9 protein-coding genes and 1 pseudogene are annotated in these 11688 nt (G+C 46.4%); 8 read left to right on the top strand and 2 right to left on the bottom strand.

The window, feature by feature from the left end:
- The first annotated feature begins 41 nt into the window (after positions 1 to 41).
- Positions 42 to 437, top strand: coding sequence for a response regulator (locus tag QUA04_RS19740; RefSeq protein ID WP_333259551.1), 396 nt, complete (start codon positions 42 to 44; stop codon positions 435 to 437).
- Positions 434 to 2203, top strand: a complete 1770-nt coding sequence (locus tag QUA04_RS19735) for an adenylate/guanylate cyclase domain-containing protein (RefSeq protein WP_333259548.1) — start codon at positions 434 to 436, stop codon at positions 2201 to 2203. The genes QUA04_RS19740 and QUA04_RS19735 overlap by 4 nt, the downstream gene beginning before the upstream one ends.
- A 210-nt stretch (positions 2204 to 2413) precedes the next feature.
- Here QUA04_RS19735 and QUA04_RS19730 read toward each other — a convergent pair whose 3' ends face one another.
- On the bottom strand, positions 2414 to 5539 hold the full coding sequence (locus tag QUA04_RS19730; protein ID WP_333259545.1) for a PAS domain S-box protein: 3126 nt from the start codon (positions 5537 to 5539) through the stop codon (positions 2414 to 2416).
- A 570-nt stretch (positions 5540 to 6109) separates the two neighbouring features.
- Between QUA04_RS19730 and QUA04_RS19725 the strand changes: the two genes are divergently transcribed.
- Together QUA04_RS19725 and trpD are read left to right on the top strand one after the other, a co-directional pair.
- The gene (locus QUA04_RS19725; RefSeq protein ID WP_333259542.1) at positions 6110 to 6283 is read left to right on the top strand and encodes a hypothetical protein; all 174 of its coding nucleotides are present in this window, start codon (positions 6110 to 6112) and stop codon (positions 6281 to 6283) included.
- Positions 6284 to 6292: 9 nt separating this feature from the next.
- The gene (gene trpD, locus QUA04_RS19720) at positions 6293 to 7408 is read left to right on the top strand and encodes an anthranilate phosphoribosyltransferase (protein WP_333259540.1); all 1116 of its coding nucleotides are present in this window, start codon (positions 6293 to 6295) and stop codon (positions 7406 to 7408) included.
- A 153-nt stretch (positions 7409 to 7561) separates the two neighbouring features.
- On the opposite strand, the gene QUA04_RS19715 is transcribed toward trpD, so the two are convergent.
- Positions 7562 to 8206, bottom strand: coding sequence for a retropepsin-like aspartic protease (locus QUA04_RS19715; RefSeq protein WP_333259539.1), 645 nt, complete (start codon positions 8204 to 8206; stop codon positions 7562 to 7564).
- A 292-nt stretch (positions 8207 to 8498) separates the two neighbouring features.
- Between QUA04_RS19715 and carA the strand changes: the two genes are divergently transcribed.
- The 4 genes and pseudogenes from carA to QUA04_RS19695 form a co-directional block, all read left to right on the top strand.
- Positions 8499 to 9656: a glutamine-hydrolyzing carbamoyl-phosphate synthase small subunit gene (gene carA, locus QUA04_RS19710; protein ID WP_333259534.1), complete on the top strand. Its 1158-nt coding sequence runs from the start codon at positions 8499 to 8501 to the stop codon at positions 9654 to 9656.
- Between the two features lie 152 nt (positions 9657 to 9808).
- Complete coding sequence (locus QUA04_RS19705) at positions 9809 to 10165, top strand: STAS domain-containing protein (protein WP_015176627.1); 357 nt, start codon at positions 9809 to 9811, stop codon at positions 10163 to 10165.
- A 383-nt stretch (positions 10166 to 10548) separates the two neighbouring features.
- Positions 10549 to 10995 (top strand): Mini-ribonuclease 3, encoded by a 447-nt coding sequence (locus QUA04_RS19700; RefSeq protein WP_190662113.1) that lies wholly within the window; start codon positions 10549 to 10551, stop codon positions 10993 to 10995.
- A gap of 263 nt (positions 10996 to 11258) precedes the next feature.
- Positions 11259 to 11688, top strand: a pseudogene (locus QUA04_RS19695) (23S rRNA (guanosine(2251)-2'-O)-methyltransferase RlmB); the annotation flags it as partial.

The following is an 11688-nucleotide window of genomic DNA, read 5'->3' as shown; positions in this document are numbered from 1 at the left end:
ACTTTTGCTACTAATAAACAATTAAAAACGAGAAAAAATAGATGTCTAAACCAGTTATTTTGTGCGTTGACGACGAGAGAATAGTGTTAGACAGTCTCAGGACGCAGCTAGCAGCAGCATTTGGGGATGCCTACATCTATGAAGGGGCTGAGGATGCTGAGGAGGCTTTAGATCTCATTAATGACCTCAACGAGGAGGGAATTAGCGTTATTTTGATTATTTCTGATTGGTTAATGCCCGGTATCAGGGGAGATGAGTTGCTGATTCAAATTCACAAAAACTACCCCAATGTTATTAAAATTCTGCTCACAGGTCAAGCTGATGAAGTAGCAATTGATAGAGCCCAAAAACAGGCGAACCTCCATCGTTGCTTATCTAAACCTTGGTCGGAAGCCCATTTGCTAGAAACTATTAAATCTGGTTTATCTAAACTATGACCCAACAGGTAATTATCTGTGTCGATGATGAGAAAACTATACTCAGCAGCCTCAAAGCAGAACTGCAAGAGGCTGTTGGCAAGGATTACATAATCGAAATTGCTGAAGGGGGAGAGGAAGCATTAGAGTTAATTGAAGAATTGTTAGAGGATGGGGATGAAATTCCTTTACTTATTTCTGACCACATTATGCCTGAGATGAAGGGAGATGAGCTGTTAAAACAGGCTCATCTAATTTTGCCTAAAACTATAAAAATTATGCTGACAGGACAAGCAGATCTTGGGGCTATCGCCCATGCTATAAACTCTGCAAACTTATATCGTTATATTACTAAGCCTTGGCAATCTGAAGATTTGAAATTGACGGTTAAAGAAGCGCTAAATAGTTATCTTCAAGATAAACAACTAACCGAACAAAATGCCAAACTCCAGCAAATAAATCAGGAGTTGGCAGAGTTAAACAGCCAGCAAACGGCACTGATTGCCAAACTGCATGAAAACGAAAATCGCTTGAGACAGTTTTTGGAAGCAATGCCGATTGGTGTAGGTGTGCTGGGTGCGGACGGCAAACCTTACTACGTCAATCGGAAAGCAAAAGAGATATTTGGTAAAGGAGTTGTGCCGGATACGAGTTCCGAGCAATTGTCAGAGGTTTATCAACTCTATCAAGCAGGCACAAATCAAAATTATCCTACGGAGAATTTACCCATCGTGCGGGCGTTGAAGGGGGAAAGTGCTACGGCTGACGATGCAGAAGTTCATCAAGGCGACAAGATTATTCCCTTAGAAATCTTCGCTACTCCCATCTACGATCAACAAGGAAATATTGTTTATGCTATCAACACTCTTCAAGATATCACGGAACGCCGAGAAGCTGAGGCAGAACGCAAAAAGTTCATTGAAAAGCTTTTTGAGGTTAATTCCAATTTGGAACTTTCACTGGATGCAGAATTAGAAATTGCGGAGGCGACAAGTCGCTTTGTACCCAATGAGTTTTTAGCTTTTTTGGGATGTGACAGTATTGTTGATATTAAATTGGGAGGAGCGGTGGAGTTGGAAATGTCAGTTTTGTTTTCTGACATCCGCGATTTCACTACTCTCTCGGAACAAATGACACCGACAGAAAATTTCAAATTTATAAATTCTTATCTGAGTCGAATGGAACCGCTGATTGTGGAAAATAAAGGGTTTATTGATAAATATATTGGTGATGCAATTATGGCTTTGTTTAGCGAGGGGGCGGATGATGCCGTGAAAGCCGGAATTGCGATGCTGCATACTCTTGCTGAATACAATCGAGATCGCGCTTCTGTGGGTTATTTGCCAGTTGAGATTGGGGTGGGAATCAATACTGGTTCTTTGATTCTGGGTATAGTGGGCGGAAAAAGCCGCATGGACGGTACTGTGATTAGCGATGCGGTTAATTTGGCTTCTCGGATTGAAAGTTTGACGAAGAATTACGGGGTGTCGCTGTTAATTACTCAACAGACGTTCGATCGCTTGACAAATCCTGCTGATTATGGAATTCGGGTAATTGATAAAGTTCAGGTTAAGGGTAAGTCTGAATGGGTGACTGTTTATGAAGTTTTTGATGCGGATTTGCCGGAAGTTAAAGCGGGGAAGTTAGCGACTCTGCAACTATTTAGTGAGGCTTTGTCTTTGTACAATATGAAGAATTTTAGGGAAGCTGCGGGACTTTTTGCGGATTGTTTGCGGCAAAATCCGGGGGATAAGGTGGCTCGAATTTATTTGGGAAGGTGTAATTAAGGAAGAAGGAAGAAGGAAGAAGGAAGAAGGAAGAAGGAAGAAGCAATAAAAGCCAGCGTTTCAGCAATACAGAACTTATGCAAAATTTCTATATGTAGGGCTCGATGCACACCGCACCTTACTGGTTTAGTCCGAGCGAGTTTTATGAGGACTAAAGTCCTCACTACAAACCGCGACTCGTTATCCCGATGCGATCGCCCCGATCGCACTTTAGGATTGTTGGATCGGTTGTTGGATCGGTTGTTGGATCGGCAATTCTATGATAAACTCAGCTCCGTGGCCGAGTGCAGACACGCAGCTAAGTTTACCACCGTGTTCTTGGATAACTTTGTAGGAAATGGACAGGCCTAAACCGGTGCCTTTGTCGGCGGGTTTGGTGGTAAAAAAAGCCTCGAATAACTGCTGGGAGACTTCTTCTGGCATACCGGGGCCGTTGTCAGAAATCCTAATTACAGCATTGGAGTTTTGGACTTCTGTCCTAATTTTAATCTTGCTGCGGTTAGCTTTGACTTCGGCAACTGAACGCCCTTCGTTGTATTCCTCGATCGCGTCGATCGCATTTCCGATCAAATTCATAAATACCTGATTGACTTTCCCAGCATAACACTCAACCAAAGGCAAATTTCCATAGTCCTTAATTACCGCAATTTCGGGATAGTTGCCTCTGGCTTTCAGGCGACTTTGCAGAATCAGCAACGTTCCTTCAATCCCTTCGTGCAGGTTAACTTTGCTCATTTGAGAATCGTCTTTGCGGGAGAAATTTCTGAGTGATCGCACGATTTCCCGAATGCGATCGGCCCCAACCTGCATCGAAGACATCGCTTTCGGCAAATCTTCTAGCAGAAACTCTAATTCGATATCCTTAATTTTATTTAGAATTGCTGCAGGCGGCTGCGGGCAGTGCTGCTGGTACATATCGAGCAAATTAAGCAAATCTTCCGTGTAGTGACCGACGTGGACGAGATTGCCGCAGACGCTGCTAACAGGATTGTTAATTTCGTGAGCAACACCAGCTACCATTTGACCGAGAGTAGACATTTTTTCAGTATGAATTAATAAGGCTTGAGTTTGCTGCAATTCGTGCAAAGTATTTTCGAGTTGAAGTTTTTGTTGAGTTAACTCTGTTTGCGATCGCCGCAAAGCTTCTTCACTGCGTTTCTGCTCAGAAATATCAGTAATTAACCCTTCCAAAGCTATCAATTCTCCCGAGTCGGAAAACACTCCCAAACCTTGCTCCCAAACCCATTTTAATTCGCCGTTTTTAGAAGTAATTCGGTAAGTTAGCTGATAGGGTCGATTTTCTTGTAAGGCAACTTGCACGGCATTCCACAAATTATCGCGATCGTCGGGGTGAGTCAATTCCGATATAGAAACTTCCCGAGTGCCGATAAATTCTTCAGGAGAATAGCCGGCTAACTGATAGCAACCTTCGCTGACAAACTCCATACTGCGATCGGCATCGTTGCGAAAACGGTAGGCCATTCCCGGCAAATTGCTCATCAGCGTCGCCAAGGCCCGCTGGCTTTCCCGTAGGGCTTCTTCGGCGTGTTTGCGATCGGTAATATCCGTCATCACCGCCAGCATACAGAGTTCGCCGTCCAAATTAATCAACTCTGCGGACAGCAAACACACCACCACCGATCCCGACTTCATCCGAAACTCGCATTCCTGATTGCGAACAACACCTTGTTCGTGCAAACTTCGCCTAAAATTCACTCGGTCTTCAGGCCTTACCCAAATATTTAACCCCGGTACTGTATTCCAGGTCGTTTCTTCTAAATCGTAACCAGTCATCGACAAGAAACTATCATTAACTTCAATAAAACGCCCCTCAGCAAAAGTAGTAATAATCATCGGATCTGGGCTTGAGCGAAAAGCCTTAGAAAACTTTTCTTCCGATAAACTCAACTTTTTAATAGCCTCTTCCAACTGACTTGTCCGCTCTTTAACCCGGCATTCCAATACCTCATTAGCCTGCTTCAGGGCCTCCTCAGCCTGTACCCGATAAGTGATATCGCGCACCACGCCTTGCAGCCCCATTTTGCCGCCAATATCCATAGAAGTTAGCAGCACTTCCGCCGGAAACTCAGAACCATCCAAACGGCAGTGCCGCCAGTCAAAGCGGCAATTTCCCGATCGCACAGCCGTATTAACTCGCTCTTGATAAAGACTCAGAGAATCTTGTCCGTCCGGTTGCAAGGGCGGACTGAAGTCCGAAGGATGCTTGCCGCAAAACTCCGATTCAGTGCTGCATCCAAATAACTTTAAAGTAGCCGGATTGCAATCCAAAAAACCCTCTTCGTCTAGCAGCATTACCGCATCACTTGTCGATTCGTACAAAGTGCGAAACTTTTTTTCCGACGCCTGCAAAGAAGCAATCAACTGCATCTTCTCCTCAGCCGCCCGCTTTTGCTCAGTAATATCCTGCATTACTTGAGAAAAGCCCTGCAACTTTCCCCTTTCATCGCGCAAAGGAGTAACAATAATATTTGCCCAAAATCGCGATCCGTCTTTGCGAAGCCGCCAGCCTTCATTTTCGTATCGACCTTCGGCCACCGCCATGATCAATTTTTCTTGGGGTTTGCCAATTTCCAGATCTTCTTTCGTAAAAAAACACTCCGAGTTCTTGCCGACTATTTCATAAGTTCTGTATCCAAAAATTCGTTCTGCACCCGAATTCCAGCTAGCTACATACCCATCAGGGTCTAACATGAATATAGCGTAATCCTTAACGCCTTCAATTATTAAGCGCAGGCGTTCTTCGCTTTCTATAAGTGCAGATTCTGCTTGCTTGCGCTGGGTGATATCTTCTACAAAACCTTCGTAGTAGAGCAATTTACCCGCTTCATCGCAGACAGCCCGCGCATTTTCAGCGATCCAAATTCTTGTTCCATCTCGGCGATAAATCTGCGACTCAAAATCCGATACGATGCCATGTTCTTGCAAAGCAGAAACAAACTGATCGCGGCGATCGGGATTGACGTAAAGCTGATCGCTGATATCCGTCAGACAGCCCATCAACTCTTCGGCGGAACTATATCCGTAGATGCGAGCCAAAGCTGGGTTAGCGCTGATGTAGCGACCGTCTTGGGTTGTTTGAAAAATGCCCGACACCGCATTTTCAAACATACTATAATATTTTGCTTCCATTTGGTGCAGTGCCTCCGCGACATTCAGGCATTCTATCGCTTTATTTCCTAATTTTTGATTTCCCACTTTTGAATACCCTGCTCTTGTGTGTGAGTTGAATATTTTTGGTCTACCGCCTGTTAAATTCGAGCCGTTAGTTAGGTTAAAGATGGTGTGTCGCAGCCGGAGACGAGTGTGTTTATTCATCTGTCCTACGGGGCTGTTAGTTGTTAGTGGTTGCTGCGGAAAGTTTACTTGATCCGGTATTTATTTGAGGCTTGGCTGGCTGTCACGATCGCATTGGCACATCGATCTGCCTTCGATGCAGGTGTTCTAGCAAAACCCGTTCCTTGAAATCTCCCTGGATATATTAGCAGTTGAATACCCTGAAATAAGTTAGTAGCAAGGATGTTGTTACAATAATAAAAGGCAGCGACTCCTACAACCGCAAGACTCTATTTTTAGGATTTGGGTGAGAGTACGATCGACTCTTACCCGAGGCAACTAACCCGCCTGCAAGAGCTAAACGCTCGCTGTCCTTGCTGTCAGTCGATTGGAGATTTTAGATTTTAGATTAAAGAAGTGACTCCACAGATGAATCTTGGGCTCCCTAAGTTCTAAAATTTTTTGGTCTCCACAACTTTTGTCGGTAACTTTTATCGGTCTTTGGGTGCTCTGAGTTACTGTTAAGTATTATTGCTGATAGATAATACAGCAGACTGCTGGCAGTTGTACGATCTGGGGTTTGTATGTAAAGTTGGCACAACAATAGGGTAATTGTTGTATCAAAAAATTCATATTCTGCTGCTGCGGGCGGAAAAATTCTGTAGCGGTGCTGGCATTTTGGTAAAAATCTGGGCCCGGGCGCGCAAAATTTGGTCGGCAAGTCTGGTAAAATCCCGATCGATTCTCGGTTTGGCCACAAAGCTCGATCGGGCTAAATTTGACTAGAACTAATAAATGACAGATTCTCCTCTCCTAGCAACGCCAGAGTTAGCCCCAGCTTCAACCCAGACGGCGGATTCTCCTGTGTGGCCAGCCCTCCTGCAGCAACTATTAGACAGACAATCTCTCTCACGCGCCCAAGCAGCCGACTTGATGCAGGGATGGCTAGCAGAAGCTATTCCCCCCGTCCTCTCAGGAGCAATTTTAGCGGCCATCCAAACCAAAGGCATCTCTGCCCAAGAATTGGCAGGAATGGCTCAGGTATTGCATTCTCAGTCCCTTGCAGGCGAGTCGGAGAGCGTTTTCAATCCCAAATCCTCAATCTCCAATCTCAAATTAATTGATACTTGCGGCACCGGCGGCGACGGCGCATCCACGTTTAACATTTCCACTGCTGTAGCTTTTGTGGCCGCCGCCGGCACAGTTCGAGTTGCGAAACACGGAAATCGATCGGCATCGAGCAAAGTGGGCTCTGCTGACGTGTTGGAATCACTCGGAGTCAACCTCAACGCCGATGGCGCAAAGGTGAGAGCCGCTGTAGACGAAGTAGGCATCACCTTTTTATTTGCCCCTGGGTGGCATCCCGCACTTAAGGCTGTAGCGTCGCTCCGGCGCACTTTGAAGGTGCGGACTATTTTTAATCTATTAGGGCCCCTTGTCAATCCTATGCGCCCTACAGGGCAGGTAATCGGGGTGTTCGATCCTAGTCTGGTATCAACTATTGCTCAAGCTTTGGGCGAGTTGGGGACTGAGTTAGCTGTAGTCGTTCACGGCAGAGAAAAATTGGACGAGGCGGGGTTGGGAGATGTAACTGATTTGGCGGTTTTGTCGGATGGCAAAGTGGAACTGACTACTTTAGACCCGGAAAAGGTAGGATTGACACCAAGTGCGATCGGCTCGTTAAAAGGCGGAAATGTTGAGGAAAACGCCGAGATTTTGCGGAACGTTTTGCAGGGCAAAGGTACGCCTGCACAAATGGATGTTGTAGCTTTGAATGCGTCTTTGGCTTTTCAGGTGGGAGGTGCAATTCCTATGGGTTCTCACGCAGCAGGAGTTTCTATGGCTAAGGAGATTTTATTGAGCGGCGAATCTTGGTTGAAGTTGCAGCAGTTGATTGAATTTTTGAAATGAAGGAAGTTCGGCAACGGATTTTGTAACGGATGGAAGAAGGAAGAAGGAAGAAGGAAGAAGGAAGAAGGAATTTTTGGTTTTAAGTGACCAACAGTAAAAATTATTTAATTCTAAATTTTTCTTTACTTCTTCCCTCTTCCTTCTTCGTTTTTCTTAAGAGCGCGATCGAAATTCAATGACATCTTGCTTAATAGTCACATCTTTATTACCAAAAAAGTCGTGACCCAACAGTCCGATCTCTAGGGATGGCGAGACTGCCACAACTACATTGTTAACTGCCAGACCACCTGCTTCAATAGAAGTCAGGCGACCGAGGGGAAAAGTAGCCACTCCGTTGGGAGTTTGTGCTTGCACTGTTCCCTGGAGAACAAGGCTCAAGGCTTTAGCCATTGCTGGTGTAATTACTGTGCCACTAGCTCCAGAATCAACCATCATCTCGAACTTTTGTTTGCCGTTAAACGTGACTTCTATGACGGGGATATTAGCCTCTCGCCGTTTGATTTTTGCCTGAAACACTCCCGACTTTGCCGCGGTCGAAGTGGTGGGCGTCAATTCTTTGGGGAGAAAACCGCAGACTGATTGGCTGAGGTTGACGGTTCGGCCTGACGAGCTCCGCATGAAGCATCCCTCACTTTCTTGAGCCACTGCTGGCGAGGAGTTGGCAACACTCCCTACTAAAATTGAACTGCTCAGAGAAATAACCCCTGCTAAAACCAGTAAAGGTTGGGGCAGGTTTTGAGGGATCAGTAGAGGCTTTTTTGAGTTTGAGAGTAAAGGCAAGGGAGATTTGCTGGGCATATTTTGATTAAACGCTGTAGCTCGATCGTAACAGCGACAACTGCCTTTTGGTATAGATATAGAATTTCCGCGCGCCTCCTAAGCTGCTGGCCGATAAATCGCTGGCGCGGGGGGAGATGGAGAATTTGCACTTATTGCTGCTTTTTGATTACGTGTCGCTTCTGCCTCGGGCCTAGGTGCCTTGCTTTTCCGAACCCTTGCACAAATTAAAATAATATCTGTATATTGCCGACTAGCATCAAATCCCTGGCAGTGGTAAGAATTAAACCAAACGAAAGTAATTAAGGATGCCATGTCACTTTCAACTGCACAACCCGCTCTCCTAGTCCTAGCTGACGGTACTGCTTACCGCGGCTGGTCCTTTGGCGCTGACGCCACCGTCGTTGGCGAGGTAGTATTTAATACTGGAATGACGGGCTACCAAGAAGTATTGACTGATCCCAGCTATTGCGGTCAAATTGTAACTTTTACTTATCCAGAATTGGGCAATACCGGGGTAAATATCGAAGACGAAGAATCCTCGCGCCCGCAAATTCGAGGTGCGATCGCCCGGAACGTGTGCAGCCGCCCCAGCAACTGGCGCTGCTCGCAATCTCTGCAAGACTATCTGAAACAGTACGATGTCCCCGGAATTTATGGGATCGACACCCGCGCCCTCACTCGCAAAATTCGCACGGTGGGAGCGATCAACGGTGGCATTTCGACCACGATTCTCGACCAGGCGGAACTTTTGGAGCAAGTGCAAGATGCCCCCAGTATGGACGGGCTGAATCTGGTTCAGGAAGTCACCACTCGCGAGGTTTACGAGTGGTCTGAAGCCACGGACTCGGTTTGGGAGTTCAGTCCTACAGTCAAACCTGCTAACGGCCAAATGTGGACGGTGGTAGCGCTAGACTTTGGGATCAAGCGCAACATCCTGCGGCGTCTGGCGAGTTACGGGTGTCGGGTCATCGTTGTCCCCGCTGACACGTCGCCGGAGGAAATCCTCAAATACAACCCGGACGGCATTTTTCTGTCCAACGGCCCCGGAGATCCGGCGGCGGTAACGGAAGGGATCGCGACTGCGAAAGCTTTGTTAAAGTCGGACAAACCCGTATTCGGCATCTGCATGGGACACCAAATTTTGGGACTTTCCTTGGGTGCAGAAACTTTTAAACTTAAGTTCGGCCACCGGGGATTGAATCATCCAGCGGGTTTAACTGAGCAAATAGAAATTACTAGCCAAAATCATGGTTTTGCGATCGACCCCGATTCCCTAGCCCCGGAAGTAGAGATTACTCATCTCAATTTGAACGATCGCACCGTAGCCGGATTGAAACATAAAACTCTGCCACTGTTTTCAGTGCAGTACCACCCAGAAGCCAGCCCGGGCCCGCACGACGCCGACTATTTATTCGATCGATTCGTCCAGTCAATGCGAGACAATCAGAAAGTAGCCAGCAGTAAATAGTCAGCAGTCAGCAGTCATTAACCGTTGACTGCTGACTCAAAAAAACTAAAAACCACTGAAAAAAAAAACTGTAGACAAAAAACCAAAAAACTCCTATAATGAAGCCTCGACTTTAAGCCATATCTAGCTAGGAGGGTGTCATTCCTGAGTCATTGACCCTGACCGTTAGCCTCAGAGGCACTCGCGAAGTCAGGAATAACTGTCAGTTATTTCGCCTGACGGGCCTGCTGGACGCTTTTTCTGAGGCCACTTTTCGGAAGGTAATAAGCAAATGTATTGACGAGGGCCCAAAACACGTAATTTTGGACTTGTCTCAGATAGACTTTGTGGATAGTTCAGGCTTGGGCGCACTTGTGCAACTTGTCAAAAAAGCCCAAACCTTGGAAGGGACATTGCAAATTGTCTCAAATCCCCGCGTAACTCAGACGGTTAAACTGGTTCGCTTAGAGAAATTTTTGTCTTTGCAGCCTTCGGTTGATGAGGCGGTAAAAAACGTCAAGGATGCTTGACGCCAAAGTGAATTAAATTAGCTATCCGGTTCTCAACGCTGGATAGCAAATTTTTATTTTTGTGCTGGTAAAACAATACCGATTTTCCCAGAAGCTGCGACACGCGCCAGCCGCTATTTTCCCAATGCTTAGAGTTTCGGTGGAGGGGAAGTAAAATATGTGTGGCAAACACGCGGAAAAATGGTATAAAAATTAGAGCATCCCGATTTGGTAAAAAGCCTTTTTTAGGAGTGCGATCGTCGCGCCAAGCTTTTCCTCTATATCTCGCTTCGTGATCTGACAGCGAACACTCCTGTGAAAGCTATAATTGCTGAAGTAACGAAAGACGCAATAAGTAAGTGACTAGAAAAACCAAGCTGTGCGGAAGTTTTATTTAAAAAAGTATGTCGCCGATCGCAGATGACGGGCTCAAACTGAGTCTGACGGATATCAGTTTAAATCGAGTGCATCCTGCGAGGGCTACACCAGCAGAAATAGAAAGAATTTCGCCCGCAGCCTGGGCATATTTGGGAGATGCAGTGTACGAACTCTACGTTCGCAGTTCGTACTTAGTCCCACCCAAAAGATTGCAAGCTTATCACGAATTGGTGGTAGGGCAAGTACGAGCCGAAACTCAAGCGCGTCACTTGCGATCGCTCTCTCCTTACTTGAACAGTACAGAATTAGCAATTGTCAAGCGCGGCCGCAATGCTGCAGCGGGCCGTTCTAAGCGAGCAGATCCAGAGATATACCAACAAGCCAGCAGCTTAGAAACCTTGGTCGGATATTTGTATCTCACCGATCCCGAAAGATTGACCGAACTTCTGGCACTTTTAGATCTTGAGACTTAAAGGATTTAGCAGTTAAGAGTTGGGAATGGGGAGGGATTAATTAACCATCCTTGCACGGCTAACATAAAACCGCAAAAATCTCGATCGGCAAAACAGGATTTATCAGTTATTAACTAGCAATTTGAACACAGCAAAATCCTTGCTCCCTCCCTAGAATATCTAAAATCTCAAAGCCCCAAGATTGCTCCCTCAATCAAGAACCTCACATCTACAATCTACAATCGATTAGCCTTCAGCCAAAACGTTTTGACCACAAGAAACCAATGAGAAAATTTACCCGACCAAACTCCTCGCGATCAAATTCCGACAGCAAGCCCTTCCAAAGCGAAGGCCGCCGTCAGGACTCACAACCATCCTCTCCCCGCTTTGAACGCAAACCCCGTCCCGACACTCGCGGAGTAGACGCGCCTCAAAAGCGATCGACCTTCGCCCCGCAATCGCGAGAAATGCCCGTGAGAGCAATTTTCAAACGCAGAGTCGATTCCGACGGCCAACCATCCCTTCGCAGAAATAATACTTTCCAAGACAGAGACAGCAGCCCGCAGGAATCCCGGGGCAATTATTACCAAGACAGAGACAGCAGCCCGCAGCCGGCCCGCAACAATTTCCGAGACAGAGACAGAGACAGCAGCCCGCAGCCGGCCCGCAACAATTTCCGAGACAGAGACAGAGACAGCAGCCCGCAGCCGGCCC

It is taken from the genome of Microcoleus sp. S13_C5 (assembly GCF_036700845.1).
Classification (GTDB): domain Bacteria; phylum Cyanobacteriota; class Cyanobacteriia; order Cyanobacteriales; family Microcoleaceae; genus Microcoleus.
The sequence above is the reverse complement of the archived record's forward strand: the minus strand, read 5'-3'. Positions and strand labels throughout refer to the sequence as shown.

Bases quoted from the DNA above. Each gene is read 5' to 3' on its own strand.
- QUA04_RS19740 (WP_333259551.1), top strand. From the start codon at position 42: ATGTCTAAACCAGTTATTTTGTGCGTTGACGACGAGAGAATAGTGTTA.
- QUA04_RS19735 (WP_333259548.1), top strand. From the start codon at position 434: ATGACCCAACAGGTAATTATCTGTGTCGATGATGAGAAAACTATACTC.
- QUA04_RS19730 (WP_333259545.1), bottom strand. From the start codon at position 5,539: ATGAATAAACACACTCGTCTCCGGCTGCGACACACCATCTTTAACCTA.
- trpD (WP_333259540.1), top strand. From the start codon at position 6,293: ATGACAGATTCTCCTCTCCTAGCAACGCCAGAGTTAGCCCCAGCTTCA.
- QUA04_RS19715 (WP_333259539.1), bottom strand. From the start codon at position 8,206: ATGCCCAGCAAATCTCCCTTGCCTTTACTCTCAAACTCAAAAAAGCCT.
- carA (WP_333259534.1), top strand. From the start codon at position 8,499: ATGTCACTTTCAACTGCACAACCCGCTCTCCTAGTCCTAGCTGACGGT.
- QUA04_RS19700 (WP_190662113.1), top strand. From the start codon at position 10,549: ATGTCGCCGATCGCAGATGACGGGCTCAAACTGAGTCTGACGGATATC.